Genomic DNA, 23,198 nt, shown 5'->3' on the forward strand with positions numbered 1-23,198 from the left:
ATGCCCATGGGTGATGCAGCTCACCCCGTTTAGTCCGAACCGCGGGACTCCTGCTCCGAGAGCCGGCTGATGAGCCCGTCGTAGCGGGGCGGCATGAGTTCCAGGATGGAGATGGCCGTGCTGGTCCGCTGGATCCCGTCGATCTCCAGGATCTGGTTGGTGATGCGGTAGAGGTCGGCGGTGCCGCGGGCCACCACCTTGGCCATGAGGTCCGCGCCGCCGGTGGTGGCGTGCACCTCGATGACTTCCGGGATCGCGGCGACCCCGCCCTCCACCGAGCCAGCGCGCGACTGGCTGATCTCCAGCGAAAGGAAGGCCATCAGCTCGTAGCCGAGCGCGGCGGGGTCCAGCCTGCGGCTGAAGGAGCGGAGCGCGCCGCTGCGCTCCAGCCGCGCCAGCCGGGCGTGGACGGTGTTACGGGCGACGCCGAGTGTCCGGGAGAGTGCCAAGGCGCTGGCCTCGGGGTCCTTGTCCAGGGCAAGGATGATTCTGCCGTCCAGGCCGACATGTGGTGGTCCGTTGTGGTCCCCTGATGGTCAGGAGTGACCGGCCGGAGCCCGACGGTGGCGCTGAAGCGTCGGATCTTGTTCAGCCGTGAGCGTCATCTTGCACCGGCAAGTGCTTCGAGCACCTGAAGCTCGACAGGAGACAGATTCCTGTTCCGGTAGAAATTTTCGCTCACCTGAATTGCCCGGAGCAGTTCGGGGAACGGCTTAGCCATTTCCAGGACGGAGAGGAGCGGGCCGTCTGCGCCTCTCCAATCAGACGGGGCCCAAGGGTTTCGTTTCCTGCCCCGGGGTGCTGACCTATCCAATCTGGGCTTTCCTCCGAGGAGAGCCGGAGCCCACGCGATCAGTAGGGGCCGGTGCTTCTTGGCAATATTGCAGCCGGAGCAAGCCGGGGTGATGTTGTACAGGGCGTGAGGTCCTCGGCTGGTTTTATGCAGGGGAACGATATGGTCCATGTGGAGGTCTTCCGGCTCCGTGATGCGTCCGCAGTAGGTGCAGCGGTACTCAAGCCGTTCAGCTAATTCCAGCCAGTCGGTGACCGTGAATGGCACGCTTCCGGGGTTCTCAAGCTTCTGAGCTTTGCGCAGCGCTTCGCCGATGCGTCTGCGAATCCGGATGTTCTCGATATTTTTGGCAGTGCTGGCATCTTGTGTGCACTTCACACTGCAGTACTTGGCGTTGCGGCGTGCAGTGGACATATCGGAACCGCAGTGCAGGCATAGCCGAAGCCCGAGCTCCCTCGCTCGGTCCATGGCTCGGGTGAAGCGAAGATAATGCATGTTGCACCGACCAGACTTGAATTGGTTGCCGGGGTCCGTATCGGCCGTTACTTCACAGTCCTCCTCCATGCACACCGGGTCCTCAAGCGTGCCGTAGTTTTCCAGACGATTCCAATGTTTGCGGCATAGGCCCTCGTAAAGCTTGTTTTGTGCTCCGCAGCCGACTCCTACCCGGCATCGTTGTTCTCCGGCTTCAGCGGCCTTCTTGGCTTTGCGGGAGCGCTGGTAGTGGAGGGGGCACCTCCCCCCGACAAATTTGTTTGCCGTCGCGGTGGGGACAATGTCACAGTCTGGTTCTATGCAGGAGGGGGCATCTGCATAGAAGCGATGGGTCCGGCACATCCCGCCATAAAGTCGTGTCTGCGGGCCGCATTCTTCTTTTCCAACTGAGCAGAGTTTCTCTTGGGATGTGGTCATACATAGACGTTATGCGCGACCACTGACAGCGGCTGATCCAGAACCGCCACAACCGTACGCCGCAGTTATTGCGGCGCACCGCCCGGGTTTAGTCCGAAGCAGCGGACTCCTGTCCGCTCAGCCGGCTGATCAGCCCGTCGTACCGGGGCGGCATGAGTTCCAGGATGGAGATGGCCGTGCTGGTCCGCTCGATCCCGTCGATCTCCAGGATCTCGTTGGTGATGCGGTAGAGGTCGGCGGTGCCGCGGGCCACCACCTTGGCCATGAGGTCCGCGTCGCCGGTGGTGGCGTGCACCTCGATGACCTCCGGGATCGCGGCGAGCCCGTCCTCCACCGAGCCCGTCCGGGTCTGGCTGATCGACAGGGAGAGGAAGGCCATCAGCTCGTAGCCGAGCGCGGCGGGGTCCAGCCTGCGGCTGAAGGAGCGGAGCGCGCCGCTGCGCTCCAGCCGGGCCAGCCGGGCGTGGACGGTGTTGCGGGCGACGCCGAGTGTCCGGGAGAGTGCCAGGGCGCTCGCTTCGGGGTCCTTGTCCAGGGCCAGAATGATCCTGCCGTCGAGCGAATCGAGGGTGCGGGAGGCTGTGATGGTCATATTTTCACCAGAGGTACTAGAAGTTGAGCAGAAGTCCCAAGCACAAAAGCGTATCTTGCATTGTGGTCCGGGTCACTTCCATGATCGGTCCTCATGAGCCCTGAACAACTCCTGGCCCCGCCAGCGTTTCCCACCCTCCGCGCCGCGGTCACCGGCCTTCCGGCCTACGTCCCAGGCAGGCGCAGCCTCGGTGCGGACATCGCCGCCCTCGCCAGCAACGAAAGCCACTACGAGCCCCTGCCCGCAGCCACCGCTGCGGTGGCCGAAGCAGCCGGCAGGATGAACCGCTACCCGGACATGGCCGCCGTCGAACTCCGCGAACGGATCGCCCGGCACCTGGGCGTCACCGCGGAGGAGGTGGCGGTGGGTCCTGGCAGCGTGGGCGTCCTGCAGCAGATCATCACCGGACTGTGCGACGCCGGGGATGAGGTGGTGTTCGCGTGGCGCTCCTTCGAGGCGTACCCCATCCTGGTGGAGCTGGCCGGCGCCCGGTCGGTCCGCGTCCCGCTGGACCGTGCCGAGGGCCACGACCTGGACGCCATGGCCGCCGCCGTCACCGGCCGCACCAGGGTGATCCTGCTCTGCACCCCCAACAACCCCACCGGCGTGCCGATCAGCCACCGCCGCCTCGAGGTCTTCCTGCAGTCCGTCCGGTCCGACATCCTGGTGGTGATTGACGAGGCCTACGTGGAGTACGCCGACGCCGGCAGCGGCCCCGACTCCCTGGCGCTCTACCGCCGGTACCCGAACGTCTGCATCCTGCGCACCTTCTCCAAGGCCTACGGGCTCGCTGGCCTGCGCGTTGGGTATGCCATTACGACGGCGGCAATCGCCGAAGGTCTGCGCCGCACCGCCCTGCCGTTCGCCGTGAGCGCGCTGGCGCAGAAGGCGGCCGTCGCGTCGCTGGACGCGGGGGAGGAGATGGCAGCCCGGGTTTCCCTGGTGAAGCAGGAACGTTCCCGGATGGTTGCCGAGCTTGCCGCGCAGGGCTGGACGCTGCAGCCCAGCCAGGGCAACTTCCTGTGGATCCGCGCCGACGCCCCGCTTCTGGCCTTGCTTTTGGATGCGTTCGATGCCGCCGGCATCATGGTCCGCGCCTACCAGGGCGACGGCGTGCGGATCACCGTGGCCGATCCCGCCTCCAACGACCGTGTGCTCCGGCTCCTCGCAGCCCACGCGGCCTTGGCAATTTCCTGATCCTTTTCCCATTCCGTTCCACCGACAAGTAAGAGGAATCCCCATGGAACAACAGACAACGACGTCTGCCCGCGCCCTCGGCGCGGCCCTCAAACCCCGGCAGCTCACCATGATGGGTCTGGGCAGTGCCATCGGCGCGGGCCTGTTCATCGGCTCCGGCGCCGGCATCCAGGCCGCGGGCCCGGCGGTGCTGATCTCCTATCTCGTGGCCGGAACCCTCATCATCCTGGTGATGTGGGCGCTCGGCGAGATGGCTGCCGCCAACCCGGACAGCGGTGCCTTCTCCGTCTACACCGCCAAGGCCTACGGGCCGGTGGCCGGCGCCACGGTCGGCTGGCTCTGGTGGATTCAGCTCGTGGTGGTCATCGCAGCGGAAGCTTTAGGCGCCGCCGGCCTGCTGGCCACCATCTTCCCGGCGCTGCCGGTGTGGCTGATGGCCTTCGTGTTCATCGTGGTGCTCACCGCGGTGAACCTTACCAGCGTGAAGAACTTCGGGGAGTTCGAGTTCTGGTTCGCCCTGCTCAAGGTGGCGGCGATTGTCGGGTTCCTGCTGGTGGGCTTCGCGCTGCTCTTCGGGTTGGTTCCGGGCGTGCAGTCGCCGGGCCTTTCCAACTTCACTGGTGCCGGTTTCGCACCCAGCGGATTTGCCGGGATTGCGACCGCTCTGTTTGTGGTGGCGTTTGCGTTCGGTGGCACCGAGATCGTCTCCGTGGCGGCAGCCGAAACCGCGGAACCGGCGTGCAGCGTGAAGAAGGCCGTCCGGACGGTGCTGTGGCGCATCCTGGTGTTCTACATCGGCGCCATCTTCGTGATTGCTGCGGTGGTTCCCGTGGGCTCGGCCGGGCTCAAGAGCCCGTTCGCCGCAGTGCTGGACGCAGCCGGCCTGCCCGGTGCAGCCACCGCCATCACCCTGGTGGCCGTCGCAGCACTGCTGTCGGCACTGAACGCCAACCTGTACGGCGCTTCCCGGATGGCGTTCTCCCTGGCCGAGCGGGGCGAGGCACCGCGTTGGCTTGCATCTGTTTCGAAAGCGCGGGTGCCGGTGGTTGCGGTCCTGGCGAGCGTGGCCTTCGGCGTTGTCACGGTGGTGCTGGAGCTGGCCTTCCCCGAGAAGGTCCTTCCGGTCCTGCTGAACATCGTGGGTTCGACGTGCCTGCTGGTGTGGACGTCCGCGCTCCTCGCCCAACTCGCGCTGCGCCTCCGCGCCGACCGGGAAGGCGCGGAGCTTCCCCTGCGGATGCCCGGCTTCCCGTGGCTCACGGTGTTTGGTCTGGTGATCCTCGCGGCGATCTTCACGGTGGGCTTCATCGGCGAGGATTCCCGTCCCCAGCTCCTGAGCACGTTCGCACTCGTGGCGCTGCTGGCGGTGGCGAACTGGATGAATCACCGGAACCGGAAGGCTGCGCCCGTTGGGGAATCCGCAGACCGTGCCAAGGAACCGGCGCTGATCGACTGAGTCAGGGGAGCTGACTCGACTTGCGGATCCGGCTCACGCGGAGGGCGCGTCCGGTCTAACAGGGCGCGCCCTCCGTCATGCTCAAATGTTGGATCCCAGCAGCTAACGGGTCTCCGGCGTGATCACCGCCGAAATGAGGACGACGCCAGCGTCCTGTAGGTCCGCAGGGTGCGGAGCTAGCATTCGGACTGGGCGCGGGTGGCTCCTCGGCGCCCTGCACGGCGTGGGAGGCGAGGGCGTCGGACACCATGGGGGCGAGGAGCCCGATCACGTTACGTAGGTTTGCTGGGTTTTGAGGCCGCGGGCGCGGTAGTCCCTTTCGTAGGACAGGCTCTGGACCGCGGTCTCGACCCGTCCACAGGTTTCGTCCGAGTAGCCCACCAGTCCGTTGTCCTCTCGGGCTCAGCGACATCGCGGATGGTGACCACTGTTCCTCCTCGCTGAGGGTGCCTGCGGGTGCTGGCTTGCCTGCTGTTTAGTGCGTTGCGCAGACAGTTTACGTAAACGGTTTCGTTGCGTGCATGATCAACAGTAAGGGGGACGGGGGGATCGGGTTGCGTTGCCTAAGCGGGGTGGATGTCCAGTTACTGCTGGAGGCGCGTGTCAGGTGGGGCTTCTCGCTGACAGTGCCCGGCAATTGTGTAAGTCGGAGAAGACATAGCTGGCGGTACCCAGAAGGCCGTGAGAAGTGCCTACAGCAGTTATGCTACTCGGTGGAGATACCGAGTCCGGCCGCAGGGGGGGCAGTTGCATGTCAAAGTTTCATGTCGATCAAATCAAAGCCAGGGTCGTGCAGGACTGGGCGTCTGAGGACGAGCGTCCCGATCTCGACGAGGTAAACAATCTTAGCCGCTACCTTGCCCTCTACTCCTCCGACCTTGTGCTGGATGATGCGGCGAACGCCACCCAGCGGACCGTGGAAGTTACGGACGGATCGAAGGATCGAGGAATCGACGCAGTCGCGATCGACACCAATGCAAAGATCATCGTGTTCACACAAGCCAAGTGGCGGCAGAACGGTCAGGGAGGCCTCGGAGTAGAGGAGTCACTGCGGTTTATCGATGGCGTACGGGCGCTAGTCGGGATGGAAAACACTGGAGAGCCTGCCCATGCCTCCCCCGAGTTGAGGGAGGCTGTGCAGGACTTGTTGACGACTCCATCCACGCGGATCCGGCTTGTGACAACAACGACGGGCTCGCAGCCTCTCTCTACCGAAGTTGAGCAACCCATCCTTTCCTTCCTGTCAGAGATGAATGACTTGGAAGGCGTGGAACCCATTGTTACGCACGTGCATTTTGGTCAGGCGGAGCTGTTCAACTCGCTAGCCGTCGAGACGAATTCGGCCGTTGACCTGGACCTTAGCCTTTTGGACTGGGGCGGCACAACAGATCCACTTAGGGTCTTCTATGGCCGGGTTTCGGCGGCGGACATAGCCCACTGGTACAAGGATCATGGGGACGCACTGTTCGCTGAGAACATTAGGGTCGTTATTCCTAGGTCTGAGATTAATGCTGGCATGCTTACTACCGTAAAGGATGAGCCAGAACATTTCTTGTATTTCAATAATGGCATCACAATCTTGGCCGAGCAGATCACTACTTCCCCGGGAAGTCTTCTCAATAAAGCCGTCGGGCGAATGAAGCTTACAAAGGCATCCATCGTAAATGGGGCGCAAACGGTATCGACACTTGGTGCAGTGCTGGACACAGTTGCGGAATCTAAGCTAAGCGAAACATTCGTAATGACTCGCTGTATAGAGGTACCCGCAGCCGATGATGACCTGGCCAGAGGGATCACTCGCTATGCAAATACCCAAAATGAGGTCTCGAGCCAGGATTTTGCTTTCCTGCATGAGGAGCAGCATCGGCTGGCTCGCGAACTTCGTGTGATCAATGTCGACTACATTATCCGCCAGTCTGAAAAGCCCTCGCTTAAGGACCCGGATATGGTCATTCATGTGCGAGATGCAGCCGTAGCCCTGGCCTGTTCCTCACCCGAGATAGGCTTGGCAGTCATCGCGAAACGCGAGGTTTCTCGTTTGTTTGTTCAGGGCGGGGAGTATCAGCGCCTATTCAACGCGGCCACGGACCCTCTTTCTCTCAGCCGTTCAGTGTCAGCCATCCGCAGCATCGATAAGAAGCTCGACATCATGCGCACTAGTGCCAGCGGCGTCGAACTGGGAGTCGTCGTGCATGGACGACTCGTGATAGCTCACCTCGCGCTGCAGAACATAGGAGCTGTGCAGCTGAAGGATCCCAGTTACGACTTCAAACAGGGTGTCTCGGCGGAAATAGCCAAAATACCGGCGACGGTGAACGCAATTGTGGGAGCGTTCCCCGGCAATGCATACCCGGGCAATGTGTTCAAGAACAGAGCGCGCTGCATAGAAATCCTCGCCGACGCGGGGTTGCGTTGATGATAGGCCTTCACAGCTCCCGTCCATGTCCGCGTGGCTGGATGGTGGAGTCGAGCTTTAGCGTGGCGACCACGTCCGGTGGTGCAGATGACCGTGAGTTTGATTAACGTATTGGGGAATTGTGATCGACGAAGCTAACAGTGAACAGGTAGTGCCGAAGCATTTATGGGACTTCGCCCAGCAACACGACCGTCTTCGGGATGCAGCGGACCAGATAAAGGCATATTTGCGCGAACTCATGAATGAAGGCAGTATCCCTGTCTACAACATTGAGTGCCGCGCGAAATCTCTAGAATCGTATGCGCAGAAAGCTGTCAAACAGCTGGACAATGGTAAGGCGAAGTACCCTGACCCCGCTGCGAGTATCGCCGACTGCGTCGCCGCGCGAATCATAGTGTTCACGAATGTTGCTCGCGAACGAGCCAGCGAGCAGATCCGGCGCTCGTGTGGAACCGCAGAAGACAAGAACCCTGGGGACGAAAAGCGAAATGGTTATGACAGTCAGCATTTCATAATCGACAGCGTTCGAGACCCGGCTGTAGAAGCGCGGCTAAAAGAAATGTCCTGGTACCTCAATACTCGTCCGGGCTTTGAGGTCCAGGTTAGAACAGTCGCTTCCCATGCATGGGCGGAGTATGAGCACGACGTCCGGTACAAGCCTTCTGGCTACAGCGACCTGCCTATTTCCATGCGAGCGGAAGTAGATCAGCTTTTCGTAGAGGCGGGCGGTCTCAGGAAATATCTTGATCAGACATTCAACGCGATAGATGCGGTGCTCAGCCAGGAAGATGCTGTGACACCCGAGGCAGACGAGTCAAACGAGATCGAAGCCAGCGATGGCTCAAGTGATGCCCTCACTGCAGAACTGCTTGTTGAGTTTATGAAGGTTCGGTTCCGTGACTCCGAGCCCGTCTCCAGCGAAGAAGCCACGCAACTTGTCACGCAGTTACATCGGGCAGGTCTCTCGACGGTTGGCGGTCTGGAAGTGGCGTTGTCGAGCGTTGACGCTGATCATGTCTTCTCTCTCATGGACTACCAGGTTCCGCCTTCTCAGGGCCGTCGACTAGATGACGAATTGTTGGCGGCGAGGGGTGAAAAATACATAAGTGCTACCCCCCTTGAGCTCGAGGACCGCGCACGGCTCCTCAGAATGCGACTTAGACGGGTGCAGGGCAAGACCTTGATCTACAAGATTGAGGGAGAGCAAGGCCTGGAAGAACGGTACTTCTCGGCAGCGCGAACATTCAGGGAGATGGTAAAGATCGTTGCCCACAGGGCTGGGGTCGAAGCCGCTCTCCTTGACGGCGCTGTTTCGCAGGCGAATGACCTGGATCCTTCCACTCGTGCCGTGCGGATCGATACGAGCGTGGGCGACCTTTGGGTGAGTACAAACCTGAAGCGCACGAGCGCGGAAGACTATTGCGCTGAGTTGCTGACAAAGGTGCCCGGAAGCGGTCTCAGAGTGTTGCGGGCTGGCGACGTAATTTTAGAGGCGCCGACAAAGGTGCCGACGGCTGATTCGTCCTCGGTCGGCTGATTCGCTGAGCCGTAAGTTTTCCGGACGACTGGACGCTCATCGACGTTAGACACTTGGCCTGGCATCGCGTGCACGACGGACCCTCCCCTTTCGCCGCCTTATAGCGCTGGATAAGTCCAGTATCGGGCCTTATTTTGTCCGGCTGGGAACTATCGATACTCAGCAACGTGGCGGCCACCGTTCGCTCCGGCGGTGAATAAAGTGAATCGCCAAGAACCATCGGACGGACGGAAACTGCCCCCGCCAGGTCTGACTCCCAGGACCGCCACGGTGAGGCCTGAATGCAGGGGTAATTTGGGCTCCGTCGCCGTCCCACGTCCCTCTTGGCGACGGTCAAGCCATGACTGTTGCCTCTAGTATGTTTGGTTGACCACCAGCTTCCGGCCGAGAGGTCTGGCAAAGCGCTGCTGATGGTATTGGGGAACCACGAAGTACAGGAGCAGGTCTTGACAGTTACAGCCACACACCGGGAACTCAACGTCGCACCCGGTTCGGTGGTCCGCGTCCGGGATGAGGACTGGCTCGTCACCAGCGTCGAGAAGTCTGTAGACGGCACCCTCATAAGGGTCCAGGGCCTCAGCGAGCTCGTTCGAGACACCACGGCGGCCTTCTACTCGGCATTGGACACCATCGAAGTTGTGGACCCGGCCAAGTCCAAGGTCGTCGCCGACGACACCCCGAACTACCGCCGGGCACGCCTCTTCCTGGAAACCACGCTCCGCAAGACGCCGACGCCGCAGTCGGCTGAATGCCTGACTGTCTCCACCCGGATGCTGTCGCGGAACCTCAAATACCAGCAGATCGCGGTCGCGAAGGCCCTGGACACCAAGAACATCCGTCCGCGAATCCTGATCGCAGACGCCGTGGGCCTCGGTAAGACCCTCGAGATCGGCATGATCCTCAGCGAGCTGGTCAAACGCGGCCGCGGCGAACGAATCCTCATCGTCACCCCGCGCCACGTGCTCGAGCAGATGCAGCACGAGCTTTGGTGCCGCTTCGCTCTGCCATTCGTCCGCCTCGACTCCGCCGGCATCCAGAAAATCCGACAGAAGCTACCCGCCACACGCAACCCCTTCACGTATTACAAACGCGCCATCATCTCCATGGATACGCTCAAGAGCCCCCGGTATCGGGCCCAGCTCGGGAAACTGCACTGGGACGCGGTGGTCATCGACGAGGCCCACAACGTCACCAACACCCAGGCCATGAACAACGAGCTCGCCCGAGTGCTCGCGCCGAACACCGAAGCCTTGATCCTGGCGTCCGCGACCCCGCACAACGGACGCAACGAGTCGTTCGCGGAAATCCTGCGACTGCTCGACCCCACCGCGGTCCGCCCGGACGGAACTTTCGACCCCAAACAGGTGGAGAACCTCATCATCCGCCGGCACCGGCACAGCCCAGAGGTCGCCCAGGAAGTCGGCGCGGACTGGGCCGAGCGGGAAGAACCGGACAACCGGCTCGTGTCCGCCTCCGCGGCAGAGAACGCCATCGCGGAGGAGCTCTCCGACATCTGGCTCTACCCCGAAGGCAAGCCCGCCCCTTATTCGGGCCAGAACGGCGCTCTCTTCTCCTGGATCCTTGCGAAAGCTTTCCTCTCCAGCCCCGCCGCGCTGGCCGAAACGGTCACCGAACGTCTGAGAAAGATCGACGCCGATTTACCGACGGGGGCCAAGGAGGCTGATGCCCTCAAACGCCTCAGCGAGCTCGCTCAAGCCGCCAACAACCAAGAATCCGCCAAGTACACCGAGCTCGTCAGCTATCTGAAGAAGATCGGCGTCGGCAAGGGCTCCCCAGTGCGGGCTGTGGTCTTCGCCGAGCGCGTCGCCACGCTCAAGTGGCTGCAGGAGACACTGCCCAAGGCCCTCGGCCTCAAGCCGGAAAATGTCGGACTCCTGCACGGTGGCCTCAGCGACGTCGAGCAGCAAAGCATTGTGGACCAGTTCAAGCGCGGCAACAGCCCGCTGCGGATCCTGGTCACCGGCGACGTCGCTTCTGAAGGCGTCAACCTGCACGCCGAATGCCATCATCTGATCCACTTCGACATCCCGTGGAGCCTCATCCGGATCGAGCAGCGGAACGGCCGCATCGATCGGTTCGGTCAGCGCCAGAAGCCGCAGATCACCACATTGCTCCTGAACCCGCACAACACCCGCTTCTCCGGCGACATCAAGGTCCTGACGCGCCTGATGGAACGCGAGTATGAGGCACACACGGTCCTCAACGATGTCGCCTCCCTGATGGGGCAGTACAGCGTCAAGCAGGAGGAAGACGCCATCCGCGACGTCCTGCTCGGCAAGAAGGACTTCGAGGATGTTGTCGGGGAGCCCGACGCCGACCAGGATTCAGGCGACCTCTGGGACTTCCTCGACTTCGAGGCTCTGAAGGACGACGGGAAAACCGAGACTGTCCCGGTGGAGAAACCGCTCGGTCTCTACTCCACGGACCTGGACTTCCTCGACGAAGCCCTGAACGAGGCTTTCGGTGATCCGCACAAGGTCCTCGGCTGGACCGTCCACGCAGGCCACGGCCTCGCCGAACTCAACCCGCCCGTTGACCTCCAGCACCGCCTGGGCTACCTTCCGCAGGACTACCTGTCCGAGCGGCGCGTCACCGAGCGACTCAAACTCGCCACGACAGTCGACGCCGGCACCCGGGAACTGAACCGCGCCCGCGAGTCTGATGACATGAGCTGGCCCGAGGCACACTACCTCGGCCCGCTCCACCCCGTCCTGGACTGGGCCAGCGACCGGGCCCTGTCCTCGATGTCCCGCAGCGAAGTCCTCGTTGTCCGCGGCGACGTCGACGCCGCCCAGATCCTGCTCATGGGAACGCTGATGAACCGCCGGGGGCAGGTGGTCTCCAAAGCCTTCATCGCGGTGGACTTCCCCGACCCCGCCAACCCGACGTTCTGTCTCTCCGAACCCCTCGAGGATCTGGGCGAACACCTAAGCAGCATCGGCGTCAACGCCAAGGCGACCAACCCCGGACCGGTCACCGTGAACGGGCTGCAGGCCCTGCTGCCGCAGGCGGTGGAGAGCGCCCGCCAGACCATGCAGCTGACCTTTGAAGCGGCTGCCAACTCTGCCAACCAGCGGCTGCAGGCCTGGAAGGACCGGGCCACGGACTGGACCCAACTGTCCTTCGATTTCGCACAGCGGGCGGAAGTGAAAAAGCAACGCGAGCGTGTCAGCGAGGAGCAGAGCATCGCGGAGTCGCTCGCCCCGGCCCAACGCCTGGTCCGTCCCCTCCTGATCGTCGTTCCCCGCGCAACCCCTGTCGCCGTCCCGGAAGGTGCTGACCAGTAATGCCGTCCTTTGATTCAATCGTTGTAGGCGAAGACTGGATTAGCGAACACTTCTTCACCACGGACTCCACCAAGGAATCGTTCCAGGCCGAGGTCGTCAAACTCCGCAAGACCTGGGACGAGGCAGCGAAGGAAGGCCACTCCACCACCCTGACCCGCTTCGCTGAGGTCCGGGGACGCCTCCAGATCCTGCTAGCCGGGCTGTCGGAAGACCCGGCGGGTGCGTCTGAGGCCTACGCACTCGTGCGTGGCGCCCTCGGCTTTAAGGGCCCGACGGCGACCGTCACCTTCGAGCGCAGCGGCACCGAAACGCTCGTGCCCGGTGTGTGGGCCACGGAGAACTCCGAGGTCCTGTTCATCGAGGCCGCCCCGGCGGACGCGCTGGAAGACGTGCTGTCCACGGTGCTTCCGCTCGGGCGGATTCTGGTGGACGACAAAGAGCCGTCCCCGGCGCTGACGGTGGCGAAAGCCGTGTCCGAGGCCTACCTCTCGGACAAGGCCCCCAAATTCGTTGTCATAATGGCCGGTCGGTGGCTGGTGCTAACCGAACAGGAGCGCTGGGCCGAGGGCCGCTATCTCGCCGCGGACGCGCTCCTGGTCGCGGACCGCAACGACACCAAGAAGAACGCCGAGACGGACCGGTTCCTGGCGATCTTTGGCCGCGACACACTTATGCCGACGCCGGACGGCTCCATCTGGTGGGACGCCGTCCTCGAGGCCTCCGTCAAACACACCGTCGGCGTTTCCCAGGATCTGCGCGAAGGCATCCGGCGCTCTATCGAGATCATCGCCAACGATGTCCTGGACCGCCGCCGTGTAGCCGGCCTTGGCGGTGAGGACGTAGACGGCAAGCTCCTGGCCCGCCAATCCCTGCGGTTCCTGTATCGGATTCTCTTCCTGCTCTACGCGGAGGCCTCCCCGGAGATGGGCGTCCTTCCAGTCGGAGCCGGCGAATATAACGAGGGCTACGGACTGGACCGGTTGCGCGAACTGACCCTGGTCAACATCCAGTCCCCGGAGTCCCGTCGCGGCACCCACATCTACGAATCCCTCGCGCAGCTCTTTCACCTGGTGGACAACGGCCATTCTCCGGCAGGAGCAGACCCCTCCGAGGATGCCTCCGGCGAGAACGAAGGTCTGGTCTTCCAGCCGCTCAAGGCTGATCTCTTCCACGACGCCGCAACGTCGCTCATCAATGACACCAAGCTCAGCAACGCTGAGCTGCAGCGCGTCCTCCAGCACCTGTTGCTGAGCAAGGAAGCAAAGGGCAAGGACCGCGGCTTCATTTCCTACGCAGAGCTGGGCATCAACCAGCTCGGGGCCGTCTACGAGGGCCTGATGTCATACACGGGTTTCATCGCCCCCGAGCCCTTGCACGAAGTGGCCAAAGACGGAAACCCGGAAAAAGGTTCCTGGGTGGTCCCGGTGGACCGTTCCGAGTCTATAGACGCCAAGCACTTCGTAGTGGAACAGGACGAACGGACGGGGGAGCGCCGCCCGGTGCTGCACCCTGTAGGCTCGTTCGTCTTCCGACTCGCCGGCCGCGAACGCCAACAGTCCGCCTCCTATTACACCCCCGAGGTACTGACCAAATTCGTTGTGTCCCAAGCGCTCGAAGAACTGCTGGACCAGAACGACCAGAAGACGGCCGCCGACGACATCCTGAACCTGACCGTCTGCGAGCCGGCCCTGGGCTCCGGCGCGTTCGCCCTGGAAGCTGTCCGCCAGCTCGCCGACGAGTACCTGAAGCGCAAACAGGAGGAGCTGGATGTCCGTATCCCGGCGGACGAATACCCACAGGAGCTTCAGAAGGTCAAGGCCCAGATCGCCTTGCACCAGGTCCACGGCGTGGACCTGAACTCGACGGCGGTTGAACTCGCCGAAGTCTCCCTCTGGCTGGACACCATGGTGAAGGACCTGCAGGCGCCGTGGTTCGGGCTTCGTCTGCGCCCAGGCAACTCGCTGATCGGCGCCCGCCGGGCCATGTACTCACGGCAGTCAGTCAACGACAAGTCATGGCTCAAGAGCGCTCCGCAGGACGCTGTCCTGACCGGGCTCGTCGCGGCCGTGACTGCCGAGACCGACGATCCCAATGTGGTGGGCCGCATCCATCATTTCCTGCTCCCTGCCGAAGGCTGGGGCGCGGCCGCCGATGCCAAAGAAGTCAAGGACCTGGCAGGGGAGGCACAGCAGGAGCTCAAGGCCTGGCGCAACAAGGTCAGGTCCAAACCCGGCAAAACGCAGATCGACCGCATGGTGAACCTCGGCCGCCGGGTGGAATCGCTGTGGAAGCTGACGTTGCGCCGGTTTCAAGTCGCCGAGACTGAGGCCCGCCGGGACATCGACTACTTCGGCAAACAGCCCTCAACTGTCGAGATGGACGATGCAGGCACACGGGCCCAAGCCGTCACCCGCGAGCAGATCGAGGAAAGGCTCAACGACCCGAACGGCGCCTATCAGCGCCTTCGCCGGGTGATGGATGCCTGGAACGCGCTGTGGTTCTGGCCTCTGACAGAGCGGGCGACCGGGGGGTCGACACCACCGACCTTGGAGGAATGGCTTGCAGGGCTGGAAGCGATTCTTGGCCTGCATGGCAAAGAATCGAAAATGGTGGGGCAACAGACCTTTGGGGCCGCGTCGACCTGGGAAGAACTGAATGACGCCGAACGGGCTGACCTTGAGTTTGCCCTGGCAACGGACATCGAGATCGTCAAGAAGCAACATCCCTGGATGCAGGTGTGCGAAAAAATCGCCGCCGACCAGGGGTTCTTCCACTGGGAGCTCGACTTCGCCTCGGTTTTCGGACGGGGTGGCTTCGACCTTCAAGTTGGTAATCCGCCGTGGGTTCGGCCGCGCTCGGATGAAGCCGCTCTTCTGGCCGAGGGCGATCCTTGGTGGCAGCTTGTCGATAGGCCGACTCAAGCGCAGGTCAAGGCAAAACGCGATGAGACTCTGGCCCGGCGCGGTATGCGCGAATACTTCGTTGGGAACGCTGTTCCGACAGGCGTTCTCTCGGAGTTCCTCGGCTCAACTGGAGACTACTCTGCTCTGCGCGGACTTCAGCCGGATCTTTATCGCGCGTTCATGGTGCGCACTTGGCGTTCATCTGCTGAGACAGGGGTGATTGGGCTAATTCATCCCGAGTCCCACTTTACGGAGAAGAAAGCGGCGCATCTTAGAGCCGAAACGTACCGACGACTAAGGCGACATTGGCAGTTTGTCAACGAGTTATCTCTTTTTGAAATTCACCACCGTATAACATACGGCGTCCACGTGTATGGGTCTCGCCGAGAAAACCCGCAATTTCGAATGGCTGCATCTCTGTTTCATCCGGACACCGTCGCTCGATCTGAGGCGCATGACGGATCTGGCGACGTTCCTGGACTAAAAGACTCCGAAGGAAACTGGGAAACTCGTGGTCATTCGGAACGGATCATTATCGTTGATGAATCGGTGCTGGCCGTGTGGGCCGGCATCCTTGATGAGCCAGGTACCGCGCCACTCCAAGCGCGCATGGTATATCCGCTTAATGCAACGAGTGTTCGAGTCCTAGAGAAGCTGAGCAAAGCCCCACGCATTCGGGACCTTCGCCTTCAATACTCACGTGGCTGGGACGAATCTCTAGATCGCAAGAATGGCTATTTCGAGGTCGGATCTGCTGTGAATGAGCACTGGGACGAGGTGATACTCCAGGGCCCACATTTCACGGTGGCTAACCCCTTCTCCAAACAGCCGAACCCGACCATGAAGCACAATCTTGATTGGACCGAAATCGACATCGAGGCTCTGGCCTTCGATTTTGTTCCACGCACGAGCTACCAGGTGGCCAAAGCAGCCCAGGAGTACAAGGCTGCCTTCACACCTTGGTTGGTTGACGACGCGCTGGTTAGTCCACTTCTATATTTCCGCATTGCATGGCGCAAAATGATAGCCCCCACTGGGAAACGATCGTTGTATGTATCGGTCATTCCTCCTGGAACGGCGCATGTCGACGGTGTTCACGCAGCAGGACATCCAAGGCTCGACGCAGCGGCCATTCTAAGGATCGCTGGGACGTTCGCGTCGATCCCTGCTGACTTTCTCCTGAAAGTCTCTGGTGCGGGAGATTTGCGTGGAGCACTAGTACAAGGATTTCCCGTCCTATCTAGGAATCGAGACAACATAGCCAGCGAGGTCGTCCAGCGGATGGCCAGGCTCACCTGCCTTACTGACGCATATGCACCCTTATGGGACACCATTATGGGCGAAACATGGAGCCCCAACTCGCCAATTCGACGGGCCTCATTACGCAGGCAGATGGAGCTCGAAATCGACGTTTTGGTAGCCATTGGCTGGAACTTATCCGTAGACGAGCTATGTACCATATACCGCACCCAATTTCCTGTGCTTTTTGGATACGAGCGAAGCGACTTATACGATACCAACGGCCGCAAGGTTCCGGGTGACATGAACCGGCTCTACCGCAAGACCGGCGAGAATCTGACCTTGGAAGAGCGCACTTGGACGCACCCGCAGAGTGGTGTTGAGTACGTTTTCGAGTTCCCGTTCCAAAGCTTCGACCGCGAGGAAGACATGCGGAAGGCCTACGCGCACTTCTCGAACATGCTGGAGGAGAAGTCCTGATGTCAGAGCTTCTGCCCACCACCCAGGCCGGGGATCTGCGCCGGGGGCTCTCTGACTACCTCGCCACCACGTTCGCGCTGACGGACGGGAACGCTCAGTCAGCAATCAAGGACTTCCTTGCGGATCCGGAGCAGGGACTCTTCAAGGGCGCCTACGTCCGGCTGCGGCTTCCCTTCGAAACTGCCGAGCCTGGCTGGCGCGACTGCCTCGACTGGTGCGAGGGTTTCGAGCCGTACGGCCACCAGGCCAAGGCGTTCCAGCGGCTCAGTAGCAAGGGCTCGGCTGGTGCACCCCGCCGTCCGGAACCCACATTGGTCACCACCGGCACCGGCTCTGGTAAGACGGAGGCGTTTCTCTACCCGATCCTGGACCATGTTCTGCGAGCCAAACGCGAGGGCATCACCGGCATTAAGGCGCTCATCCTCTACCCCATGAACGCCCTTGCCAACGACCAAGCCAAACGTCTGGCCGAGCTACTGACCACGCATCCGGAACTCTCAGGCGTCACCGCCGGCATCTACACCGGCCAAAAAGACTCCAACAGCACCAAAGTAGCCCGGGACGGTCTGATCAATGACCGCGACGTCTTCCACCAGGACCCTCCGGACATCCTGCTGACCAACTACAAAATGCTGGACATGCTCCTGCTCCGCCACGCCGACGCGCCGCTGTGGCAGAAATCCGCGGCCAGCCTGCAATACGTGGTCCTGGACGAATTCCACACCTACGACGGTGCCCAGGGAACCGACGTCGCCATGCTGTTGCGCCGACTCGGACTGACGCTCAAGAGCTACTGGCCGGACGACCTGACGAACCATCCCCACGGGCTGAGCGAGGAAGACCGGGACCGCCCCCTGGGCCGGGCCACTCCGGTTGCCACATCCGCGACGCTGGGCAGCAAAGGCGACCCGGACGCGATGCTCCGCTTCGCGGAGACTGTCTTCGGCGAAGTCTTCCCGGCCGAGGCTGTCATTACCGAATCCCGGCTCAGCCAGGAAGCTTGGACCCAGCTCGGAAACGGAACCGTACAGGGCCGGGAGCTGCACGCCGTCGCCCTCGACATCACCACCACCAACAACGCCGTCGCGGAACTGCGCGAGGGCGGCAAAGGCCCTGAAGCCGTCGTCGAGCCCGTCCTGAAGGCGCTGTTCGGCGAACATCGCCCCGTGGACCTTCTGGACGCGATGCGCACGCACCCGCTCACCGCTGCCCTCCTGACGCATGCGAGTACCGCCGTCGCGCTCTCGGACCTGTCAAAAGCGATCTTGCCGGACCATTCGCTACCGGAGAGGGTGCGACCGCAGGCCGCGGAAGAGTTCCTCTCCCACGTCATCGCACTCCTCAGTCACATCCGCGCCCGCCACGGCAGGGCCGCCCTGACCGTGGAGACGCACCTGTGGATCCGCGAGATGTCCCGCGTGGACGCCGCAGTCGACACAACGCCGCGCTTCCGCTGGTCCGACGACGGCGTGGACCAGTCCCACGACATGTTCCTGCCGGCACTCTACTGCCGGCACTGTGGCCGCTCGGGCTGGGGCGCCGTCCTGGCTCCCACCGGCCTGGAACTGGAGCTGGACGACTCCAAGATCCGTGAAGCACGCGTGACCAACAACCCGCGCTTCCGGACCCTCATCTCGGCCGCGGCCGAGGCGGACATCATTGAATTCCACCAGGACGGCTCGGAGCAGGTGCAGGGCCTGCACTGGCTCCACACCGTCAACCGTGGCCTCTCCACCGTGCCACCGAAAGCGGACAGCGCCGACCTCGCTGAAGGGCGGATTATTCCCGTCCTGATGCTCACCGGCCAGGACGCGGACGACCAGTCCAAGAAGGACGTCTGCCCGTCCTGCCTGGCCAAGGACGGCATCGCCTTCATGGGCAGCGCCATCGCCACCATGCTCTCCGTGAGTATCTCCAACCTGTTCGGCGCCGAGGGCCTGAACGACGAGGAAAAGAAAGCCCTCGTCTTCACCGACAGCGTCCAGGACGCCGCGCACCGGGCCGGATACGTCCAGTCTCGCTCCCACACCATGACGCTCCGTACCGCCCTGCGCCGCGCCCTCGGCGAGCAGCCGGCCACGCTTTCGGAACTCGTGGACGCCGCAATTGCCCGCGCGGACACACCGGGGGCCCGATACCAGCTGATCGCGCCCGAATTCGTGGACCGGCAAAGCTTCCGCCCTTTTTGGGACCCGAAGGCTTCCCCGGCGGAACGTGTCCGGGCCCGGCGTTTCGCCAAACGCCGCCTGCAGTTCGACGCCCTTCTGGAGCTCGGCCTCCAGTCCCGAACCGGCCGGACCCTGGAACTCACCGGGTCCCTGGCCGTCGAAACCGACGCCGGCAACCCCACGCGCATGCTCTCCGTAGCCCGCAAAGCCTACGACTCGGCCCTCCACCAAACCATGGTCGGCGACGCCGCACCGACGCAACAGCAGCTCCTGCACTGGATCCGGGGCACCGTGGAAAGGGTCCGTCTCCAGGGCGGCGTCCACCACGAATGGCTCAAAGGCTACATCGCGACCGACGGCAAACGCTGGCAGATCTGGGGCGGGCGGCCCAAGGGCGAAGGCATGCCCGCGTTCCCCTCCGGCCGGCCGGCCCCGGCCTTCCCCCGGATCGGACCCGCCGCTGCAGCCACCGACAACCTGGACGGCGTCACTTCCGCGGCATCCTGGTACGCACGCTGGACAGCCCGCTGTCTCGGCGTCGCCCCCGCCGACAGCGGTTACCTTGCCAAGGCACTCATCACCGCACTCGCCGACGACGGAACCCTCGGCAGCTCCAAGACGAATTCCGGCGCCGATGTCTACTGGCTGGACCCGGAGAAAATCGTGCTCTCCGTCCCGGATGCCGAGGATCTGGCCGCAGGACGCCACACCGTCCAGTGCAAGGTCTGCCAGGCCATCACCCCCGGGAGCCTGACGGTCATCGACCAGCTGGTTGGCGGCCCCTGCACGCTGGTCCGGTGCAGCGGGACCCTGCAGCGGCACGCCGCAGACGCCCGCAACTTCTACCGCGACCTCTACTCCTCACGCGAGAGTAAGCGGGTGGTGGCCCGGGAACACACCTCGCTGCTCGACGACGCGACGAGGATCCTCTACGAAACGCAGTTCAAGTCCGGCGCCGACAACCCGCAGGCCCCCAACGTCCTGGTCGCCACCCCCACGCTGGAGATGGGCATCGACATCGGGGACCTCTCCTGCGTCATGCTGGCCTCGTTGCCGACGTCCGTCGCTTCCTATCTGCAACGCGTCGGCCGCGCCGGCCGCCTGACCGGCAACTCGCTCGTCCTCGCCTTCGTGCGTGGCCGCGGCGAGCACCTGCCCAAACTCCACGAGCCCCTTTCCGTCATCAACGGGGAGGTCCGGCCGCCCGCCACGTATCTGGATGCCGAAGAAATCCTGGGACGCCAGTACGTGGCCCACGTCGCGGACCGCTTCGCCCGGGGCGTGGGCCGGCCGCACCCGGTCGACGCCATCCAAGCCCTCGGGAGCGTCGCGCCGGGATCGTTCATCGGGGACCTGATCGAGGACGCCACCGCGGACGCCCCTGCGTATCTCGCCGAGTTCCTGGACCAGTTCGGCGAACGGATTTCCGCGGACAGCGCCGCCCGCCTGACAGCGTGGGCCTCGCGCCACGACGTTGGCGAGCCCAGCGGCCTCGCCCGTCACCTGATCCGGGCGGCAGGGGAGTGGAAGGCCGACGTCGACGAACTGGACACCCGCCGCAAGGAAATCGGCAACGCCCTGCCCGAGCTGGAGGCCGCGGCCGCCCTGGCGGAGCGGCTGGACGACAAAACCTCCGATGCGCATCAGGCCCTTCGGACCGCCAAAGCCACCCTCAAAATGATCCGGGACCAACTCAAACAGCTCCGAGGCCAGTACTGGATTTCGGTCCTGGAGGCCTACGGTGTGCTGCCCAACTACACGCTCCTGGACGACTCGGTCAGCCTGGATGTGGGGCTCTCCTGGAAAGATGCGGACACGCAGGAATTCGTCACGGACACGGTGTCGTACAACCGTGGCGCCTCTGTGGCGCTGAGCGAATTCGCGCCGGGTGCCACGTTTTACGCGCAGGGCATGGAAATCCTGATCGACGCCGTGGACCTGGGCCCCCAGCAAAGCCACATCCAAAAATGGCAGGTCTGCCCGCAATGCGGCTGGATCAAAACCGACCTCGGCGCCGCGGCGGCCGTGCAGAACTGTCTGCGCTGCGGCAGTTCCGAGATCGCTGACATGGGCCAGGTTCTCGACGTCGTGGTCATGAAAAAGGTCTCCGCCGAGGTGCGGCGGGACGAGGCCGCGATCAACGACCGCCGGGACAACCGCGTGCGGGAACGCTTCACGATTGTTGCCGCGGCGGACATCGACCCGCAGCACCTGCAGAAGCGCTGGTTTGTGGAGGGCTACGACTTCGGCGCCGAATACTTCAACCGGGTGGACATCCGCTGGCTAAACACCGGACGCACGGCGTCCAACGGCGGAGTGCGGACCATCGCCGGTGACGACGTCCGGACGCCGATGTTCCGGCTCTGTTCCTACTGTGGCCAGCTGGACCAGTCCGCCAAGGAGAATCTGCCCACCGATCACCGGTTCTGGTGCAAGTACCGCAAGGCAGCCCAGGAGAGCGTCAAGGAAGTGGTGCTGGCCCGCGAACTGAACACCCAGGGCGTGGTGCTTCATCTGCCCCTCGACGTGACCTACGGCGACGACTTCTCGGTCCCGAGTCTCCAGGCAGCCATGCTGCTGGGCCTTCAGAAAGTTCTGGGCGGGGCTCCGGACCACCTTGGGGTGCTGCGGATCAACGATCCCGCACACGGCGGGAGCCGGATTGCCCTGATGCTGCACGACAAGGTCCCCGGCGGCACCGGCTACCTGGCCGAGTTCGCCAACCCCGAACGGGTCTGGGAGCTGCTGCATGCTGCGTGGCAAACAATGCGCGACTGCAGCTGCCGCATCGAGGAGCGGCTGGCGTGCCACCACTGCCTGCTTCCCTTCGCCGATCCGTGGACGGTGGATAAGGTGGCTCGGGCCAGTGCTGAACGCCTGCTCGGTCTGCTGCTGCGCTCCGGCGAGGCCGCCACGGACGGCGGCCTCCCGCCGTCGTTCTCCGACTGGACCGTGACCGAAGAGGCGCCCGACGCCGAGACCTCGATCGAGTCGCTACTGGAAAAGCGGTTCCGAAAAGCCTGGATGGACCGGCTGAAGGCGGTGGGCGCACACACAAAGGTGACCCCCGGTGCGCTGGCGGACACCATCACCTTCCGGATCCCCGGTCAGCAGTTCCAGTGGCAGCTCATCCCGCAGGTGGATGTCGCCGGAACCCGCCCCGACTTCCTGCTCAAGGGACCGCCGGACCCGAACTTCCCCGTGCTGGCGATCTACACGGACGGCTTCACCTTCCACGCGTCCCCGGAACACAACAGAATTGCGGATGACGCTACCAAGCGCGACAAGCTCCGGCACAGCTCAGAGCTGGCCGGTGCCGCAGTGCCGTGGGCCGTGACGTGGCAGGACGTGGAAGCGTTCGAAGCCGGCCGCGACGCTCCGGTTGCGCTGCCTTCCTGGGCCAATGCCAAGCTCAACGCCCAGCTCATGGCTAAGTTCCCTGTGGACGCGTCCATCATGGGTGTGCTGGGGCGGGATGCCATGAGCATGCTCTGGCAGTGGGTCAACAAGCCGGATCCTGAAGCCTGGACCAAGTTCTCGGAACTGGTGCCGCTGATGCTCATGCAGGAGAAGCCACAGCCTTCGGACGCGGACGCTGTTTACGGGCATGCTGTGGCTTTGGCCCGTGGAGAAGAGCCACCGCTGCCCACCGGCAGTGTGACCGCCTGGACGTGCAGATCCGGCAGCGTCGGCTTTGCTGCCGCGGGCTCGCCTAACAGCCTGTCCACGATCGCCGTCGGCCTTTGCCTTGATGATCGGCAGGATGCACTGGCTTCTTCTTCGCACGAAGCCTCTTGGCGTCTTTGGCTGCAGCTCTCGAACCTCCTGGCATTCAAACCCATAGGTTTGACCATCGGATCCGTAGCTTCCGACGTGAGCGCCGGCGGCTCGGTTGCTGCAGAAGTCGCGCGCCAGGAAATGGCGGATGAGGTCGGACCCGCGTGGAAGCCACTGTTGGATCAGGCAACTGAATTCGAAAAAACACTGCTGTTGCAGCTTGCCACTACCGGTCTGGATATTCTGCCGGAGCTCGGATACGAGGTGGACGGCGTGCCAGTTTCAATCGCCTGGCCGGACCATCACCTTGCCGTGGTGTTCGACGGTGACGAACGTGAGGGGCTGGAAGCCTCGGGATGGACCACCGTGGGAATTGACGTTGATGAAATACGCGAACTGCTGAAGGCAAAGGGGGCTTGA

At 63.1% G+C, this 23,198-nt stretch carries 10 protein-coding genes; 7 read left to right on the forward strand and 3 right to left on the reverse strand.

The features are described from left to right. Positions 1–29: 29 nt before the first annotated feature. The 3 genes from ACZ9J7_RS12415 to ACZ9J7_RS12425 all read right to left on the reverse strand — a co-directional run bounded on the left by ACZ9J7_RS12415 (position 30) and on the right by ACZ9J7_RS12425 (position 2,297). Positions 30–500: an Lrp/AsnC family transcriptional regulator gene (locus ACZ9J7_RS12415; RefSeq protein ID WP_476211850.1), complete on the reverse strand. Its 471-nt coding sequence runs from the start codon at positions 498–500 to the stop codon at positions 30–32. A gap of 101 nt (positions 501–601) precedes the next feature. Next, a complete protein-coding gene (locus tag ACZ9J7_RS12420) occupies positions 602–1,705 on the reverse strand; it encodes an HNH endonuclease (protein WP_476209770.1) in 1,104 nt (367 codons plus the stop codon). A gap of 88 nt (positions 1,706–1,793) precedes the next feature. Next, complete coding sequence (locus ACZ9J7_RS12425) at positions 1,794–2,297, reverse strand: Lrp/AsnC family transcriptional regulator (RefSeq protein ID WP_476209772.1); 504 nt, start codon at positions 2,295–2,297, stop codon at positions 1,794–1,796. A gap of 93 nt (positions 2,298–2,390) precedes the next feature. Here ACZ9J7_RS12425 and hisC point away from each other — a divergent pair, with 93 nt between their 5' ends. The 7 genes from hisC (at position 2,391) to ACZ9J7_RS12460 (ending at position 23,198) form a co-directional block, all read left to right on the forward strand. Further along, a complete protein-coding gene (gene hisC, locus ACZ9J7_RS12430; protein ID WP_476209774.1) occupies positions 2,391–3,494 on the forward strand; it encodes a histidinol-phosphate transaminase in 1,104 nt (367 codons plus the stop codon). Positions 3,495–3,537: 43 nt separating this feature from the next. Then, the gene (locus ACZ9J7_RS12435) at positions 3,538–4,950 is read left to right on the forward strand and encodes an amino acid permease (RefSeq protein ID WP_476209776.1); all 1,413 of its coding nucleotides are present in this window, start codon (positions 3,538–3,540) and stop codon (positions 4,948–4,950) included. Between the two features lie 751 nt (positions 4,951–5,701). Continuing rightward, positions 5,702–7,366 (forward strand): AIPR family protein, encoded by a 1,665-nt coding sequence (locus ACZ9J7_RS12440; protein ID WP_476209777.1) that lies wholly within the window; start codon positions 5,702–5,704, stop codon positions 7,364–7,366. A gap of 121 nt (positions 7,367–7,487) precedes the next feature. Next, positions 7,488–8,903: a GTP pyrophosphokinase gene (locus ACZ9J7_RS12445; RefSeq protein ID WP_476209778.1), complete on the forward strand. Its 1,416-nt coding sequence runs from the start codon at positions 7,488–7,490 to the stop codon at positions 8,901–8,903. A 446-nt stretch (positions 8,904–9,349) separates the two neighbouring features. Further along, on the forward strand, positions 9,350–12,211 hold the full coding sequence (locus ACZ9J7_RS12450) for a helicase-related protein (protein WP_476209779.1): 2,862 nt from the start codon (positions 9,350–9,352) through the stop codon (positions 12,209–12,211). Further along, a complete protein-coding gene (locus tag ACZ9J7_RS12455) occupies positions 12,211–16,833 on the forward strand; it encodes an Eco57I restriction-modification methylase domain-containing protein (protein ID WP_476209781.1) in 4,623 nt (1,540 codons plus the stop codon). The genes ACZ9J7_RS12450 and ACZ9J7_RS12455 overlap by 1 nt, the downstream gene beginning before the upstream one ends. Beyond that, on the forward strand, positions 16,833–23,198 hold the full coding sequence (locus ACZ9J7_RS12460) for a DEAD/DEAH box helicase (protein WP_476209783.1): 6,366 nt from the start codon (positions 16,833–16,835) through the stop codon (positions 23,196–23,198). Before ACZ9J7_RS12455 ends, ACZ9J7_RS12460 begins: the two co-directional genes overlap by 1 nt.

The organism is Pseudarthrobacter sp. TE9888, assembly GCF_056279345.1.

What these genes read in the sequence shown, in the direction of transcription:
- ACZ9J7_RS12420 (WP_476209770.1), bottom strand. Translation starts at nt 1,705, where the DNA reads ATGACCACATCCCAAGAGAAACTCTGCTCAGTTGGAAAAGAAGAATGC.
- ACZ9J7_RS12425 (WP_476209772.1), bottom strand. Translation starts at nt 2,297, where the DNA reads ATGACCATCACAGCCTCCCGCACCCTCGATTCGCTCGACGGCAGGATC.
- hisC (WP_476209774.1), top strand. Translation starts at nt 2,391, where the DNA reads ATGAGCCCTGAACAACTCCTGGCCCCGCCAGCGTTTCCCACCCTCCGC.
- ACZ9J7_RS12435 (WP_476209776.1), top strand. Translation starts at nt 3,538, where the DNA reads ATGGAACAACAGACAACGACGTCTGCCCGCGCCCTCGGCGCGGCCCTC.
- ACZ9J7_RS12440 (WP_476209777.1), top strand. Translation starts at nt 5,702, where the DNA reads ATGTCAAAGTTTCATGTCGATCAAATCAAAGCCAGGGTCGTGCAGGAC.
- ACZ9J7_RS12455 (WP_476209781.1), top strand. Translation starts at nt 12,211, where the DNA reads ATGCCGTCCTTTGATTCAATCGTTGTAGGCGAAGACTGGATTAGCGAA.
- ACZ9J7_RS12460 (WP_476209783.1), top strand. Translation starts at nt 16,833, where the DNA reads ATGTCAGAGCTTCTGCCCACCACCCAGGCCGGGGATCTGCGCCGGGGG.